We start from the raw sequence: 15079 nt of genomic DNA, 5'->3' as shown, positions 1-15079 counted from the left end.
GCCGATGGTAGTGTGGGGTTTCCCCATGTGAGAGTAGGTCATCGTCAAGATTCATTTCGCAAAACCCCTATCTGCGCAAGCAGGTAGGGGTTTTGTCTTTTCCTCACCGAGAGAAGTTTGCGGCCTGGGCCAAGCCGGCCAGATGCGCGGTTGCTTCTTCGCTCTTTAGCACCAGCACATCGCCGAGCAAGGCATCAAGCACGACTTCAGCGGTATTGCCAATCAGCGCTCCGGAAATACCGGTGCGGGCCACTGTGCCGATGACCGTGACCACCGCATCGAGTTGTTTCTCGAAGTGGGGAATCAGAACGTCCGCTGGCCCCTCGGCGATGTGCAAGCGATCCTCGCTGATATCGAATTCGGCTTGAAACGCACGGCAGGCTTCACGGTAACGCTGTTCGATGGTTTCACTGCGCTGGTAAGTTGGATCAGACGCTGACAGCATCGGCGAAGGATGTGCGCTAATCACGTGCAGCGCTGACTTGGCCAGCCCAGCGATGGCGTAGCCATGGTCGATGATGCTGGCATGCAGACGGCGATGATCCGTGTCTTGATTGCCGACATCCACGGCGGCAAGGATCACCCCACCGCTCCAGGGTCGTTCGCTTTTGACCATGAGTACGGCACATGGGCAATGACGCAACAGCTTCCAGTCACTCGGCGTCAGCAATGCCTTGCGCAGAGGGTTGTCGGGCCGATGCTCCTTGACCACCAACTCACAACCTTCAGCCTGTTGTACAGCAATGATCGATTCGTGCAGCGTGTCACGCCAGGTTTGCTCATGGGTGACATTGTCATAGCCATCGTCGCCCAACTGGCTGGCCAATCGGGTCAGTAGCTCACCGTGGTCCCGCTTCTTGTCGCACATCAACAAGTGCAGGCGCGCCCCGGTCACGCCGGCAATGAGCCTGGCGCGGGTCAACGCACGGCTATGGGCGTGATCGGGGTCGAGAACGACCAGGATGCTGCGAACGGCTTGCATGGGCATTTGCTCCCTTGAGAGTGGCGACCGATACCTGACTATAGTAGGCACCTCACACTTAGCTGCTTGACGCACATCACCCATCGTCGCTGGCGCTACACCGCGACCCCGGTATAATCGCCCGTCCTGATCGTCCAGTGTGATTGCTCGCCTATGTCCCTGATTCCCGAAATCGATGCTTTCCTCGGCTGCCCGACGCCCCATGCCTGGATCGAGGCAGCGCTCGCCGACCAGGAAACTCTGTTGATCGACCACAAGAATTGCGAATTCAAGGCAGCCAGCACAGCGTTGAGCCTGATGGCCAAGTACAACACCCATCTGGACCTGATCAACATGATGTCGCGCCTGGCGCGCGAAGAGCTGGTGCATCACGAACAGGTGCTACGGCTGATGAAGCGCCGTGGCATACCTTTACGCCCAGTGTCGGCGGGGCGCTATGCCTCGGGCCTGCGCCGGTTGGTTCGGGCGCACGAGCCAGTGAAGCTGGTCGACACCCTGGTGGTAGGGGCATTCATCGAGGCTAGAAGCTGCGAGCGCTTCGCTGCTCTGGTCCCGCACCTTGACGCTGAACTGGGGACGTTCTATCACGGCTTGCTCAAGAGCGAAGCCCGTCATTATCAAGGCTACCTGAAGCTCGCCCATCAGTACGGCGACGAGGCGGACATCGCTCGTCGCATCGAACAGGTGCGCGAAGCGGAAACCGAGCTGATCCAGTCAGCCGATCAAGAGCTGCGCTTTCACAGCGGTATCCCCATGGCGCAGGCCGTTTGAAGCACCACCGCGGCTAGTCGCGACGACCTAGCAGCAAGCCGACGACCAGTCCCAGCCCCGCCGAGATGGCAACGGTTTGCCAGGGATGGCCACCGATGTAATCCTCGGTTGCATGCACCATGGGTTGTGCCTTGGCGCGCAGCTGGCCCGCAGCTTGACGCGCTTGACGCAATTTCTGGCCGACCTGAGCGCGCAAGGTCTCGGCCTCTTCGCCGACCAGTGTGACGCTTTGGCTCAGGAGTTTTTCAGATTCCTCGATCAGTGCTTGCAGCTCGCTGAAGACCTGATCCTTGATCTGATCGGCATCAGTATGTGGCAGGGGTTTGCGGGCCATGAAGGCGTCCTCGTCGCTGAGTAGTTTGAACAATGGATGCCGTCGCGCCAATAAAGTTGCGTCGGTTTTGGTAGTGCTTCGCGGCTGCGGTAAGATAGCGGTCATTTCAACTGGCAGGTATTTGCATGAGTTTCAATCTGGCCAACCTGAGCTTCGAAGAGCGTGCCCAGATCGAGGCAGAGAAAGCCCGGCTGTTCGAGCTGTGGCAGAATAACCTGGGCAAGGCCAAAGGCGAGGCCGCCCGACTGATTGCCGAAAAGCCCCGGCGCAAGGGCAAGTGGGCAGAGTGGGTGCGCGCCGAACTCGACGCCATGACGCCGCCCGAATACGCCAGCATGGTGCGCAGCGAAGTGAACAAGATGATGGCGGCGGCCACGGCGGGCCGTTGAGCCTGGCGTTCGGCCCTAAAGACTGCCGTCTTCAGGCAGGTCGAGTTTACCTTCATCGGTAAAGCGCACCGTGCCGAACAGCCCTCCCGCAAGCTTGCCGCGTAGCCTGTAGGGCATACCTTGCAGGGTTTGCAGCTTGCCCAAGCCGTAGGCCTGGCGCAGGAAGGCAAATGCGGTGATGCTCACCGGAACCACGATGACTGCTTCGTCATAACGCGCGATACGGCCCTGCCGGTCACTGACGCCCGCTGCCAATGGCTGACCATTGACCTCCAGGTTGAGTGCGACACCGTCGTAGTCGATGGCATTCTCGTTGGGATTCTGCACCCTCAGCTTGATCGCCATGCGCATCTCCAGCGCTTCGCTCGGCAGCGGTTCGAAGCCGATGACGCTGATGTTGAGCGGATCCCCAGGCTGCAGCACTGCACATGCACTGAGGGTGCCTAACATCGTCAACAACAGCCATAAACGGGCGCAGCGCAAAAGCATGGAGGTCAACCTTACTCTCTGATCAGGGCGCCAGTGTGGCAAATGCACAGCGCCGTTGAAAGTGTCAGGCGTTATGAAAGATACTGTTTCTCATTAACGCCCGATAACTCCTCCCACTGGCAGTCCATCCACACCATGCTGACGTCCCCCGTGTCCGGTTTGCTGGCAAGTTTTCAGGAGCATTACGACGACCTGTTGCAGTTTCTGACGCGGCGCATGAACGATCGCCAGCGCGCGGCTGATGTAGCACAGGAAACGTACCTGAAACTCCTCAAGGTCGACCAGGGTGAATTGGCCGTGCGGCATGCGCGCAGCTTCATCTTCACGGTGGCCGGCAATCTGGCAATCGACGCATTACGCCGCGAACAGCGCCTCGCTGCCAGTCACGAAGCCAGCGAAGGCGCGAGCGAGCTGGCATGCCCGGCTCCCGCTCCGGAAGCGACACTGCTTGCACGCGAACGCCTGCAGATACTCGACCAGGCGTTGCTGCAGCTTTCCAGCAACGCCCGTCAGGCACTGCTGCTCAACCGGGTAGAAGGCCTGACCCAGGCGCAGATAGCCAAACGCCTGGGCGTTTCTGAAAGCATGGTGGCAAAATACATCGGCCAGGCCTTGCGCCACTGCCGCGACTGGCTCAAGCACAACCATGACTGACACCGCGCCTATGCCTTCGCCCCAGCCGTTTACCGATGTGTCCGACGATGCCCTCGACTGGCAGGTGCTGCTGCACTCGGGCAACGCCACCCCCCAGGATCGGGCGCGCTATCAGCGCTGGTGCCTGCTGAGCCAGGCGCACGCCGCTGCCGCCGAAGAGGCCGAAGCGTTGTGGCAGGCGCTTGGACATACCCAAAACGCGCGCACGCTCCAACCCGGGTCCGTGCCCCGTCATTCCCGGCGCTGGGCAGTTGGAATCGCCGCCTGCCTGCTGCTGGCCATCGCCGGATTGACCGGCATGCAGCGTCTGCCGGTGTGGACAGCGGATTATCACACCGGTGTGGGACAGTTGCAGACCCTCACCTTGGCCGATGGATCGCGGGTGACGCTCAACAGCGCCACTGCCCTGGACGTGATGTTCACAGGCAGCGAGCGGCGGATCAGACTGCAGGCCGGCGAGGCGCTGTTCGAGACAACCGATGATTCTCGGCCTTTCGTGGTGCAGACTGCCCACGTAACCGTGCAGGGCAGGGCGGCGACCTTCAGCGTGCGCGACAATGGCGAAGTGGTGTTGGCCCAGGGTGAGCTTCGCCGTGCTGAACAACCCCTGGCGGTCACCCGCGACGCCACCGCGCGCATGGCTTGGCGGCGCGGCAAACTGATTTTCAATGGCAAACCGTTGGGCCAGGTCCTGACCGAGCTCGAGCGCTATCAGCATGGCCGCATTGTGTTGTCCGACCCCAGGCTGGCGGCGCTCCAGGTCAGTGGTGTGTTTGACCTGAACGAGCCCCAGGCGCTGCTGCGTACCCTCGAGCAGCGCTATGGTCTGGAGGTCACCTATCTGCCGTGGCTGGCTGTGGTGCATTGAGCCGTCGACTGATTATCAGATTTTTTTCAGGTAACTGCTGCAAGTTCCTGCAGCCCGGATCGTCGTAGTGGGACTGGTTCTGCCACCCATTCTCATTCACGATTCATCTGGAAGCTTCCCCGTGCCCCTCACGTCCAAGCTCACACCGCGCCGCAACCCTCGTTTTCAACATGCCTTGATTTCCTGCACAGCACTGGCCTTGTTCACCGGGCCGCTGCCCACATGGGCAGCGACTGCTGCGCAGGCCTACTCGCAAAGCCGCCAGGTTCAGCTCGACGTCCCTGCCCAGGCATTGGACCAGGCCCTCACCACGTTCGCCGACCAATCCGCTTTGCACCTGCTGTACACCACCGAGGATGTCGCCGGCATGAGCAGCCCGGCGCTACAGGGCAGTTATACGCTCGAACAGGCGCTTGACCTGCTGTTGGCTGGGAGCGGTGTGGCTTGGCAGTTCAACGATGCGCGAACGGTGACCCTGCGCAAGGCCGAACCAGCAGCGCAGGCGGTGACCCTCAAGGCCATCGAAGTCAGCGTCGCATCCCGTACCAGCACAGCCATCAGCGAGATTCCTGGCACCGTATGGGTGGTCGATCAGCAGCAGTTGCGCGAGCAGATCGACAGCGGCGTCAGCCTCAAGGAGGCGATCGGCAAGCTGGTGCCAGGCCTCGACCTGGCCCCGGAGGGGCGCACCAACTATGGCCAGAACATGCGTGGTCGCAATGTCCTGGTGATGATCGATGGCGTCAGTCAAAACAGCTCGCGCGGCCTGTCACGGCAGTTCGACAGCATCTCGCCGTTCAATGTCGAGCGCGTCGAGGTGCTGTCCGGCGCAAGCGCCATCTATGGCGGCGGCGCCACGGGCGGCATCATCAATATCGTCACCAAGAAAGGTGAGCCGGGGCCGGTGCGCTTCGAAACCCAACTGGGCGCCAGCAGCGGCTTCAACAACAGCGACGACCTGGCCACGCGTTTCGCCCAGTCGGTCAGTATGGGCAACGATCGGGTCAATGCGCGGCTGGGCATCTCCGGTGAGCAGAACGAGGCGTTCTACGACGGTGCCGGTGAGCAGATCTTCATTGATAACACCCAGACCGACCTGCAATACAACCGCACCATCGACGTGCTGGGTAGCCTGGGGCTAAAGCTCGATGATCAACAGAACCTCGATCTGCTGGCCCAGTACTACGATTCCGGTAACCACGGTAGCACCGGCATCTACTTTCCTAACCTGGCTCACAATGCCCCCTCGGACCTTGAGGATGCGCAGTTGCGCAGCGGCTACTCCGCGGGCCTCGAGCCGCGCACCCGGCGTGTGCTGCTCAATGCCAACTATCACCACAGCGATGTCCTCGGCCAGGACTTTTACCTGCAGGCCTCTTATCGCAAGGAAGCGGACAACTTCTACCCATTTCCCTATTACAACCGGGCTACACCGGTGGGCGCGCGTGGCGTGTATTTCGCGGCCTCGCAGCAGAACTTCGAGGTCAGTAGCCTCAAGGGCCTGTTTGCCAAGCAATGGGACACGCTCAAACTGACCTACGGTGTCGATCTTGATCGCGAACGCTTCAACGCCGAGCAGACCACCTTCGACGCGCAGGTTTCATCCCAGAGCGGTGGCCTGGACCTCGATAAGCAGAGCAAGGCACCCCGCTATCCCAGTTACCGGGTCGACGGTATCTCGGTCTATGGCCAGGTCGATTGGCATGCCACCGATAACCTGACCCTGTCTGGTGGCGCGCGACGCCAGCAGATGGACGTGGAGGTCAGTGATTTCAAAGGCGTGCCCGGCGGCAGCAACGATTACCAGGTCAACCTGTACAATCTCGGTGCCATCTACGACTTCAACAACGGCCATCAACTGTGGAGCAACTACGGTGAAGGGTTCGACCTGCCTGACCCGGCCAAGTACTACGGCAAGCCTGGGCTGAGCGTGGCCGATAACCCGTTGACCGGTATCAAGAGTCGCCAGGTCGAATTGGGTTGGCGCTATGCCGATGTGGACTGGAATGCGCAGGCCGCGCTGTATTACATCTGGTCGGACAAGATCATCAATGTCGATTCGCAAACGCTGACCATCAACGTCGAAGATCAAAAGAGCCGCGATTTCGGCTTCGAAGGCGCGCTCACTCGGCAATTTCAAAGCGGCTGGGAAGCCGGCGGCACCTTGCACCTGACCCGATCGGAAGAAGAAGACAGCGGCGGCGGCTGGATCAAGCGCGATGCCCGTTATGCGTCTTTGTCCAAGGCCACCGCGTTCGTCGGTTGGAAGGGCGATGGGCGCAGTGCGCGGTTACAGGGCAACCATGCCTTCAGCCTCGAAGACGACGCTGACCACGAAATCGATGGCTATACCACCTTCGACCTGCTGGCCAGCCAGGATACCGGCTTTGGCACCTTCAGCGCGGGCATTCAGAATCTGCTGGACAAGCAATACAGCACGGTTTGGGGGCAACGCGCGACGCTCTTCTATGCGCCCACGTATGGCCCGGCCTACCTGTACGACTACCAAGGGCGCGGGCGCACCTACACGCTAAGCTGGAGCCTGAGTTACTGATCCAGGCGCAAATGGCGACCGTCTGGGTCGCCATGTTCTGAAACATCAGGAATCGCATTCATGCTTTTGTAACGAACCCTTGGCGCCTTAGGCTTTCAAACCATCAAGCGCGCAGTTTCTTACGGGGGGTAAAGCATGAAACTTACAGTGCCAACCATCATGCTTGGCTTCACCCTGTGCCTGCCGGCCCCTGTGTTTGCCCAGTCCGTGCAGCCTGGCGCCGGCAGCAACAACCCTTACAACAGCCCCATTCAGCGCGCCAATCCCAACAGTCGGCAAGGCAGCGTGCCTGCTGCACCGCCCGTGCGGGGGCCCTCAACCGAACCGATATACCGCACTCCAAGCCTGGACAACCGCGGTATCGGCAACGGCGATAACCTGCGCCGCCAGCAGCAGGCCCCCAACCTCGAACCCACGCGGCCTGCGCGTGAACGCCCGCGCGCGCCCTGACCCAGAAAGGAATCCTGCATGACCCGAAGCAATTGGCTGATGTCCTTGACCGCTGCGGCGCTGCTGCCGTTGATCGCCCATGCTGCGCCCGAGCAGCAATTTCCCAGTGAAGAAGGTCAGTTGACGGTCAGTACCGTCGCCGACGGCCTGCGCAATCCCTGGGCCTTGGCATTTCTGCCAGGTGGCAGGGACATGCTGGTCACCGAGCGGATCGGCAACCTGCGCGTCGTCAATGCCGAAGGCAAGGTTGGCCCCGCGATTACCGGCGTGCCGAAGGTCTGGGCAGAAGGCCAAGGCGGCTTGCTCGACGTAGTGCTGTCGCCTGAGTTCAACAGGGACCGCACGGTGTATCTGTCGTTTGCCGAGGAGGGCAGAGATGGCAAGGCCGGCACGGCGGTCGGCCGTGGCCAACTGTCCGAGGACCGCGCGCGCCTCGAGAACTTTCAGGTGATCTTCCGTCAGCAACCCAAGCTGTCGGAGGGCAACCATTTTGGTTCGCGGTTGGTGTTCGACCGAGACGGCTACCTGTTCATCGCCTTGGGCGAGAACAACCAGCGGTCGACCGCCCAGGATCTCGACAAGCTGCAAGGCAAGGTGGTGAGAATTCTGCCTGATGGCGAAGTGCCCAAGGATAATCCGTTCGTTGGCCAGAAGAATGTTCGCCCGGAAATCTGGTCGTTTGGCCACCGCAATCAGCAGGGCGCAGCGCTAAACCCATGGACCGGAAAGCTCTGGACTCACGAGCATGGTCCGCGCGGCGGCGACGAGATCAATATCCCGACGGCTGGCAAGAACTATGGTTGGCCGATCGCCACCCATGGCATCAACTACTCGATGCTGCCGATCCCCGAAGCCAAGGGCAAGCACGTGCAGGGCATGGTCGACCCGCATCATGTCTGGGAGAAATCACCCGGCATAAGCGGTATGGCGTTCTATGACAGTCCGATGTTCAAGGCCTGGGATCACAACCTGTTCATCGGCGCCCTGGCCACCGAGGAACTGATTCGTCTGCAACTCGATGGCGACAAGATCGTTCACGAAGAACGCCTGCTCGGTGACCTGAAAGCGCGCATTCGCGATGTACGGGTCGGCCCGGATGGCTACGTGTATGTGCTTACCGATGACAAGGATGGGCAACTGCTGAAGGTCGGCTTGAGCAAGGAATAGGGACGTCGACCGTGAACATGGCAAGGGCCCGATTCGTCGGGCCCTTAACTGCACGGGTGAGGACGATCAACGTCCGAGCCACTCGACCAACGTACGGTTGAACCGCCGCGGCTCCTCGATCTGCGGGGCATGGCCCATGCCCTCGAAGGTGATCAATTCCCCTTGGGGAATCATCTTGGCCACTTGTGGGCCCAACTGTTGATACTTACCTAGTTTCGCCTTCACCTCGGCAGGCGCGATATCGCTGCCAATGGCGGTGCTGTCCTGGTCACCGATCAGCAGCAAGGTCGGCATCTGCAGGTCCTTGAATTCGTGATACACCGGCTGGGTGAAAATCATGTCGTAGATAAGCGCCGAATTCCACGCCACCGCCTCATGCCCCGGGCCCTTGTTCAGCCCTACCAACATCTGTACCCAGCGCTCGTACTCGGGCTTCCAGCGCCCGGCGTAGTAAGTCTTGCGTTCATACTCGCGCACGCCGTCGGCGTCGAGCTTGAGCTCGCGGGCATACCATTGATCGACAGTCCGGTACGGTACGCCGAGCGCTTTCCAGTCCTCCAGGCCAATCGGATTGACCATCGCCAGGCGTTCGACTTGCTGCGGGTACATCAGCGCATAACGGGTAGCCAGCATGCCGCCGGTGGAGTGCCCGAGCACAATGGATTGGGTGATGCCCAGATGCTCGAGCAGGGCGTGGGTGTTCACGGCCAATTGCTGGAAGCTGTACTGATAGGCGGCTGGCTTACTGGAGGTGCAGAAGCCGATCTGATCCAGCGCAATCACGCGAAAGCCTGCCTGACTCAGGGCATCGATAGTGGTTTCCCACGTGGCTGCGCAGAAGTTCTTGCCATGCATCAGCACCACGCTGCGACCATTGGCCTGGCTTTTGGCGGGGACGTCCATGTAGCCCATCTGCAGCGCTTGGCCTTGGGACTGAAAGTCGAAATGCTTGAGCGGGTGAGGGTAGGTGAAACCCTCGAGTTGCTTGCCGTAGGTGGGCGACTCGGCGGCGATGGCCGGGGCGCCGAGCAGGCAGGTCAAGGCGAGGGCGGTTGCGCGCAGCATGGGGGCACTCCATGTAGGACCATGTAGGAAAAGGCGACTTTAACAGCCAGTCGCCTTCCCTGAACCTGCAAAGGTGTTACCAGCCGTGAAGCCCACAGCCGCGCTGGGCCAGTCAGTAGTCAGCGAGCACCGTTTGCTCACCGCCCGGGGAGATGCCGATGACCTGATAAGCATCCTTGCGATCACCCATTTCCATACCTGGCGAACCCACCGGCATGCCCGGCACTGCCAGGCCTTTGAGGTCGTCGCGCTGGGCCAGCAGGCGGACTTGCTCGGCTGGCACGTGGCCTTCGACGAACTTGCCATCGATTACCCCGGTGTGACAGGACGCCAACTGCGGTGCCACGCCCAGACGCTGCTTGACCGCGCTCATGTTCGGCTCGACATGGTCGTTGACGGTGAAACCGTTGTCACGCAGGTGCGCGATCCACGCCTTGCAGCAGCCGCAGTTAGGGTCGCGATAGACGTCGATGACGTCACTGGCCTGGACCACGCCGCTGATGGCCAGCAGGCCGATGGCGATCAAGTGTTTACCGAACATGTTCAGATTCCTCACATAGGCACCTTGTGCCGACCTGTCATTCTCAGCGTTCGAACCTGTCAGCACGCTGAGGCCTGGATTACCGTGCTGTCAGGCAGGCTGATGGTCGCCGCGTACATCGCGCATCAGCAGCCCGTACTCTAGCGCAACCTGTTCCGGCACCGGCAGATAAACCACATGGCCATCCCCAGGGGCGAGCGCCAATCTACGCTGCTCGCCGTCGAACAGCTGGTGCAGGTCGAAATGGTAATTACCGCGTGGGGTCATCAGTTCGAGATGATCGCCAAGAGCGAAGCGATTCTTCACCTTGACCTCGGCCAGGCCGTTCAGTCGTACGCCAGTCAGCTCACCGACAAACTGCTGGCGCTCGGAAACGGAATTGCCGCGTAGGTAGTTCTGGTATTCATCATGCACATGGCGACGCAGGAACCCTTCGGTGTAGCCGCGTTGGGCCAGCGATTCGAGGTTGTCCATCAGGCTGAGGTCGAAGGGCCGACCGGCAGCGGCGTCATCGATGGCCTGGCGGTAGCACTGGACCGTGCGTGCGCAATAGAAATGGCTCTTGGTGCGGCCCTCGATTTTCAACGAGTGCACGCCCATGGCGGCAAGCCGTTCGACATGCTGGACAGCGCGCAAGTCCTTGGCGTTCATGATGTAGGTGCCATGCTCGTCCTCGAAAGCAGGCATCTCGCTGCCAGGTCGATTGCTTTCCTGCAGCACGAACAACTGCTCGGTCGGCGCGCCCTGGCCCAAGGTCGGTTGAATGTCCCGCACGATGTCGCCAGACGCAGTCTCTCGGGCAGGCGCGGCCTGGTACTGCCAGCGACAGGCATTGGTGCAGGTGCCCTGATTGGCGTCGCGACGGTTCAAGTAGCCCGACAGCAGGCAGCGACCGGAATAGGCCATGCACAAGGCGCCATGGACGAACACTTCAAGCTCCATGTCCGGCACTTGCTGACGGATCTGCTCGATTTCCTCGAGCGACAATTCGCGCGAGAGGATCACCCGACTCAGCCCCTGCTGCTGCCAGAACGCCACGCTCGCCCAGTTGACGGTGTTGGCCTGCACCGACAGATGGATCGGCATCTGCGGGAAATGCTCGCGCACCAGCATGATCAAGCCCGGATCGGACATGATCAGTGCGTCAGGCCTCATGTCGATGACCGGCGCCAGGTCCTTGAGAAATGTCTGCAGCTTGGCATTGTGCGGGGCGATGTTGACCACGACGTAGAAACGCTTGCCCAGCGCGTGCGCCTCGGCAATGCCAAGTGCCAGGTTGGCATGGTCGAATTCATTGTTGCGCACGCGCAAGCTGTAACGAGGTTGGCCGGCATAGACCGCATCGGCGCCGTAGGCGAAGGCATAGCGCAGGGTCTTGAGACTGCCGGCGGGAGCCAGCAATTCGGGTTTGGCAGGATGGTTCATCGCACACTTCATGGCACACCGGGGCAAAGCCGCGGATGCTAATGGCAAGATGATGGGACCGTATTGATTTGAATCAAGCAGCCGGTGGCACTTTTGCTCAGGTGGTGTGCACTAATAACCACTACCCCTGAGGACCGGCCATGAATCAAGACGCCCTGCAAAACAAAGCCTTGGCAGTACTCCTGACGCTGGTGAGCATCGCCTTCGTCTGGATCCTGCTGCCGTATTATGGCGCCATCTTCTGGGCGGTGATCCTCGGCATCCTGTTCGCGCCGTTGCAGCGCAGTCTCTTGATCCGTTTTGGCCGCCGCCGCAACCTTGCCGCGGCGACCACGTTGCTGGTGTGCCTGCTGGTCGCGGTATTGCCGGTCATCGTCACCAGCGCCTTGCTGGTGCAAGAAGGCGCCTCCTTGTACCAACGTATCGAGAGCGGCCAGCTGGACATCGCCGGCTACGTCGAACAAGGCAAGAACATGCTTCCGGCGTTCGCCCAGCAATGGCTGGACAACATGGGCATGGGCAATCTCGATGGGCTGCGCGACAAGATCACCAAGTGGGCGACCCAGGGCAGCCAGGTCCTCGCCAGCCAAGCGTTCAGCTTCGGCCAGGGCACATTCGAATTTCTGGTGAGCTTCGGCATCATGATGTACCTGCTGTTCTTCTTCCTGCGCGAGGGCGCGGAGGTAGCACGCAAGGTGCGCATGGCAGTGCCGCTGCCTGAACAGCAAAAGCGCCGCCTGCAACTGAAGTTCAACCGCGTGGTGCGGGCGACCGTCAAAGGCAACGTGCTGGTAGCCATCACCCAGGGTGCGCTGGGCGGGTTCATATTCTGGGTGCTAGGCATCCCGAGCGCGTTGGTGTGGGCGGTTCTGATGGCGTTTCTGTCGCTGTTGCCTGCGGTAGGTGCAGGCATCATCTGGGCGCCAGTGGCCGCTTATTTCCTGCTGACAGGGGCGATTCTGCCTGGCGTGATCCTGACCGCATTCGGGGTATTGGTGATCGGCCTGGTGGATAACCTGCTGCGGCCGATCCTGGTGGGCAAGGACACGCGCATGCCCGACTACCTGATCCTGGTGTCCACCCTGGGCGGCCTGGCGGTGTTCGGCCTCAACGGCTTCGTCATCGGCCCGCTGATCGCCGCCTTGTTCCTCTCCAGTTGGGCCATCTTCGCCTCGACCAAGCCGCAGGTGCAACTGCCGCAATAGCCCGCCATTCAGTGCCGGGGTCAGCGGAAACTGTACGAGACCCCGGCGTAAACACCCAAGGCTTCGCCCGGTGTCGAGCGGGCAATGTCCAGCCCAGCGTCGTCGTATCCCGGCGTGACCGTAGCGGCATAGCGTCGATTGGTCAGGTTGCGCAGGTCCAGCCAGGTCTGCCAATCGCGCTTGGGCGAGTTCCAGCCCAACTTGGCGCCGAGCACTGCATAGGCGTCGGCGTGATAGCTGTTGGCGTAGTCGACCTGGACTTTCGACGCCATCTGGGTGTTGACCGCGGCATAGAATCCGCTTGGCCAGTCGTAACGCAGCTCGGCCTGATAGTAGTGCGCCGGGATGCCCGGCAGACGGTTATCGCCGAACGTGTCGTCGTCGCGGTAGTGAAAGTCGCTGAAGGTATACGCCTGGCGCAGGCTCAGTTTGCCAGTGCCCGGCCGCACCCAGAGCAGGCTCTGCAGGCTGGCTTCGATACCCTGATGCACCGTGGGGCTGGCGTTGAACTCCTTGAACGGCAAGCCCTGCACGACTTCGACATTGAGCAGCTCGTGGCGCACTTGCGCGTAATACCAGGCCAGGTCCCAGCGGCCCAGCACTGAGTCGCCGCGTGCGCCCAGCTCCAGGGTGGTAGCGGTCTGGTTGCGCATCTTCATGGGCTGGTTGCTGACCGGTGCGCTCCACACCAACGACCAGGGATGCGGCGGTTCCACCGAGCGGCTGAGGTTGCCGTACAGTTGCAGGTCGGGGCGCAGGTCATAGCGCATACCCAGCCGCGGTGCGTAATCCCAGTCATGCTGACTGACCCTGCCGCCGCTCTCCGGATAGGTCACCTCGCTTTCGCGCCGGGTGTAGATCATCGCCAGTCCGGTGGTCAGCCACAGGTCTGGGAGCAGCTCAAGATCGTTGCTGGCGTGCACTACCGTGTCCGAGCCCTGGTAGGTGAAGTCGCGGCTGCGCGCGCCGACCACATCGTTGATCCGCGAAAATTGCGAGGCGCCGCTGTTGGGCAGGTGCTTGGTAGTGCGCCAGCCAACCGTGGTGTTGCTCTGATGCCCGAACAGGGTATCGTGGCGCAGATAGTTCAGGGTGCCGCTGACATCGCTGTAGGCCACCTTCAAGCGCATGGCGCCCTCGCGCAGGTCCATGGGGTAGTCGTGATAGACCAGGCCGGCTTCCAGGCGCGCATCATCGGCAAGGTAGAAGGTTGTCTTGTTGCCAATCCAAGTGCTGCCCGGCTGCGGGCGGCTGTCGTTGCGTGACAGGTAACCGGGGTTGGCGGCGCGGGGGTGGTGCTTGATCTGCTCCTTGGTCAGGCGTCCGGCCAATTGGTTCTCGGTTTCCCGATAGCGCAGGTAAAACCGCGTCTGCACATTCGCATTGAAACGATAGCCGACGTTGGCGGCGACGCCTTTCGCGCTGCCGCTACTGTGGCGCTGGTAGCCGTCATACTCCGAGTCGGTCAGTGCCACGTAGTAGTCCAGGTCGCCGAGCACCTGGCCCGAGCTGACATGGCGGCGCTGGTAACCGCGGCTGCCTATTTCGTAGCGCAGTTGCAAAGGTGCTGCATCGTAACCGGTATGGGTGACATAGTTGATCGCCCCGCCCAGGGCCAAGGCGCCTGCATCGAAGCCATTGGCGCCGCGCATGACCTCAGCGCGGCTGAGCCACAGCGGCTCGAACAATTCATAAGGAGTGCCACCGGGGCCGGTCAGCGGCAGGCCGTCGAACAGCGTGTAGACTCCCGAGCCATGGGCGCCGGGGGCGCGGTTGATGCCTGAGCCGCGAATCGACAGCTTGATACCGTCGTTGCCGGCCGACTGCGCGAACACCCCAGGCTGGTAGGCCAGCACGTCCTGATTGCTCGCCACCCGGCCTTGCTCGACCTGCTGCAGATCCACCACGTTGGTAGCACCCGGCACGCTGCGCAGACGCTCGCGGGCGTCGTCCATTTCGTCTGGCTGCGCGTCGGTGATCAGCATCTGGCCTAGCTCGATGGCCGATGCGCCGAAGGCCGGTTGGCCGATGCTGAACAGGGCCAACAAGCCCAGGTAAGACGAGGGGGGCAAAACGGGACGCATCGTACAACTCCAGGCGCAAGGCAGACGGGTAACGCCGTTGTGACGCGCGATAGGCTCGCCAAAGCACGAGGCGTTGGCATTTTATTGCCGTTCTGGCGTTG

Annotated in this window: 14 protein-coding genes and 1 pseudogene; 8 read left to right on the top strand and 7 right to left on the bottom strand. The window is 61.3% G+C overall.

Annotation, left to right across the window (positions count from 1 at the left end; genetic code table 11):
* Positions 1 to 103 precede the first annotated feature (103 nt).
* Positions 104 to 982, bottom strand: a complete 879-nt coding sequence (locus FS665_RS11090; RefSeq protein ID WP_145187618.1) for a universal stress protein — start codon at positions 980 to 982, stop codon at positions 104 to 106.
* A gap of 153 nt (positions 983 to 1135) precedes the next feature.
* On the opposite strand from FS665_RS11090, the gene FS665_RS11085 reads away from it, so the two are divergent.
* On the top strand, positions 1136 to 1753 hold the full coding sequence (locus tag FS665_RS11085; protein ID WP_145187614.1) for a tRNA-(ms[2]io[6]A)-hydroxylase: 618 nt from the start codon (positions 1136 to 1138) through the stop codon (positions 1751 to 1753).
* 13 nt (positions 1754 to 1766) lie between these two features.
* Here the strand turns inward: FS665_RS11085 and FS665_RS11080 are convergent, their stop codons facing one another.
* A complete protein-coding gene (locus FS665_RS11080; RefSeq protein ID WP_145187611.1) occupies positions 1767 to 2087 on the bottom strand; it encodes a YqjD family protein in 321 nt (106 codons plus the stop codon).
* A 125-nt stretch (positions 2088 to 2212) separates the two neighbouring features.
* Here FS665_RS11080 and FS665_RS11075 point away from each other — a divergent pair, with 125 nt between their 5' ends.
* Entirely contained in the window at positions 2213 to 2476 is a 264-nt protein-coding gene (locus FS665_RS11075) for a hypothetical protein (RefSeq protein WP_145187608.1), read from the top strand.
* Between the two features lie 15 nt (positions 2477 to 2491).
* Here the strand turns inward: FS665_RS11075 and FS665_RS11070 are convergent, their stop codons facing one another.
* Positions 2492 to 2965 carry an LEA type 2 family protein gene (locus tag FS665_RS11070; protein ID WP_371921254.1) on the bottom strand — a complete coding sequence of 158 codons (474 nt, stop codon included), beginning with the start codon at positions 2963 to 2965 and terminating at the stop codon, positions 2492 to 2494.
* 135 nt (positions 2966 to 3100) lie between these two features.
* Here FS665_RS11070 and FS665_RS11065 point away from each other — a divergent pair.
* The 5 genes and pseudogenes from FS665_RS11065 to FS665_RS11045 all read left to right on the top strand — a co-directional run.
* Positions 3101 to 3607 (top strand): annotated as a pseudogene (locus FS665_RS11065) (RNA polymerase sigma factor); the annotation flags it as partial.
* A gap of 4 nt (positions 3608 to 3611) precedes the next feature.
* Entirely contained in the window at positions 3612 to 4487 is an 876-nt protein-coding gene (locus FS665_RS11060; RefSeq protein ID WP_256675085.1) for a FecR domain-containing protein, read from the top strand.
* A gap of 121 nt (positions 4488 to 4608) precedes the next feature.
* Complete coding sequence (locus tag FS665_RS11055; RefSeq protein ID WP_145187599.1) at positions 4609 to 7041, top strand: TonB-dependent receptor; 2433 nt, start codon at positions 4609 to 4611, stop codon at positions 7039 to 7041.
* 135 nt (positions 7042 to 7176) lie between these two features.
* Complete coding sequence (locus tag FS665_RS11050; RefSeq protein ID WP_145187596.1) at positions 7177 to 7491, top strand: hypothetical protein; 315 nt, start codon at positions 7177 to 7179, stop codon at positions 7489 to 7491.
* A gap of 18 nt (positions 7492 to 7509) precedes the next feature.
* Positions 7510 to 8658 carry a PQQ-dependent sugar dehydrogenase gene (locus FS665_RS11045; protein ID WP_145187593.1) on the top strand — a complete coding sequence of 383 codons (1149 nt, stop codon included), beginning with the start codon at positions 7510 to 7512 and terminating at the stop codon, positions 8656 to 8658.
* Positions 8659 to 8724: 66 nt separating this feature from the next.
* Here FS665_RS11045 and FS665_RS11040 read toward each other — a convergent pair whose 3' ends face one another.
* From FS665_RS11040 to yegQ, 3 genes are all read right to left on the bottom strand, one after another.
* Positions 8725 to 9723, bottom strand: coding sequence for an alpha/beta fold hydrolase (locus FS665_RS11040; RefSeq protein ID WP_145187590.1), 999 nt, complete (start codon positions 9721 to 9723; stop codon positions 8725 to 8727).
* A gap of 112 nt (positions 9724 to 9835) precedes the next feature.
* Positions 9836 to 10264, bottom strand: a complete 429-nt coding sequence (locus tag FS665_RS11035; RefSeq protein ID WP_145187587.1) for a DUF411 domain-containing protein — start codon at positions 10262 to 10264, stop codon at positions 9836 to 9838.
* Between the two features lie 90 nt (positions 10265 to 10354).
* Positions 10355 to 11689, bottom strand: coding sequence for a tRNA 5-hydroxyuridine modification protein YegQ (gene yegQ, locus FS665_RS11030; protein ID WP_145187584.1), 1335 nt, complete (start codon positions 11687 to 11689; stop codon positions 10355 to 10357).
* Positions 11690 to 11829: 140 nt separating this feature from the next.
* Between yegQ and FS665_RS11025 the strand changes: the two genes are divergently transcribed.
* A complete protein-coding gene (locus FS665_RS11025; RefSeq protein WP_145187581.1) occupies positions 11830 to 12894 on the top strand; it encodes an AI-2E family transporter in 1065 nt (354 codons plus the stop codon).
* A gap of 20 nt (positions 12895 to 12914) precedes the next feature.
* On the opposite strand, the gene FS665_RS11020 is transcribed toward FS665_RS11025, so the two are convergent.
* The gene (locus FS665_RS11020; protein ID WP_145187578.1) at positions 12915 to 14978 is read right to left on the bottom strand and encodes a TonB-dependent receptor domain-containing protein; all 2064 of its coding nucleotides are present in this window, start codon (positions 14976 to 14978) and stop codon (positions 12915 to 12917) included.
* Positions 14979 to 15079: the final 101 nt, after the last annotated feature.

Source organism: Pseudomonas sp. URMO17WK12:I11, from assembly GCF_007677725.1.
GTDB lineage: Bacteria > Pseudomonadota > Gammaproteobacteria > Pseudomonadales > Pseudomonadaceae > Aquipseudomonas.
The sequence above is the reverse complement of the archived record's forward strand: the minus strand, read 5'-3'. Positions and strand labels throughout refer to the sequence as shown.

Excerpts from the sequence above, each read along its gene's own strand:
- FS665_RS11090 (WP_145187618.1), bottom strand. The coding sequence starts at position 982 with ATGCAAGCCGTTCGCAGCATCCTGGTCGTTCTCGACCCCGATCACGCC.
- FS665_RS11085 (WP_145187614.1), top strand. The coding sequence starts at position 1,136 with ATGTCCCTGATTCCCGAAATCGATGCTTTCCTCGGCTGCCCGACGCCC.
- FS665_RS11080 (WP_145187611.1), bottom strand. The coding sequence starts at position 2,087 with ATGGCCCGCAAACCCCTGCCACATACTGATGCCGATCAGATCAAGGAT.
- FS665_RS11075 (WP_145187608.1), top strand. The coding sequence starts at position 2,213 with ATGAGTTTCAATCTGGCCAACCTGAGCTTCGAAGAGCGTGCCCAGATC.
- FS665_RS11070 (WP_371921254.1), bottom strand. The coding sequence starts at position 2,965 with ATGCTTTTGCGCTGCGCCCGTTTATGGCTGTTGTTGACGATGTTAGGC.
- FS665_RS11060 (WP_256675085.1), top strand. The coding sequence starts at position 3,612 with ATGACTGACACCGCGCCTATGCCTTCGCCCCAGCCGTTTACCGATGTG.
- FS665_RS11050 (WP_145187596.1), top strand. The coding sequence starts at position 7,177 with ATGAAACTTACAGTGCCAACCATCATGCTTGGCTTCACCCTGTGCCTG.
- FS665_RS11045 (WP_145187593.1), top strand. The coding sequence starts at position 7,510 with ATGACCCGAAGCAATTGGCTGATGTCCTTGACCGCTGCGGCGCTGCTG.
- FS665_RS11040 (WP_145187590.1), bottom strand. The coding sequence starts at position 9,723 with ATGCTGCGCGCAACCGCCCTCGCCTTGACCTGCCTGCTCGGCGCCCCG.
- FS665_RS11035 (WP_145187587.1), bottom strand. The coding sequence starts at position 10,264 with ATGTTCGGTAAACACTTGATCGCCATCGGCCTGCTGGCCATCAGCGGC.
- yegQ (WP_145187584.1), bottom strand. The coding sequence starts at position 11,689 with ATGAACCATCCTGCCAAACCCGAATTGCTGGCTCCCGCCGGCAGTCTC.
- FS665_RS11025 (WP_145187581.1), top strand. The coding sequence starts at position 11,830 with ATGAATCAAGACGCCCTGCAAAACAAAGCCTTGGCAGTACTCCTGACG.
- FS665_RS11020 (WP_145187578.1), bottom strand. The coding sequence starts at position 14,978 with ATGCGTCCCGTTTTGCCCCCCTCGTCTTACCTGGGCTTGTTGGCCCTG.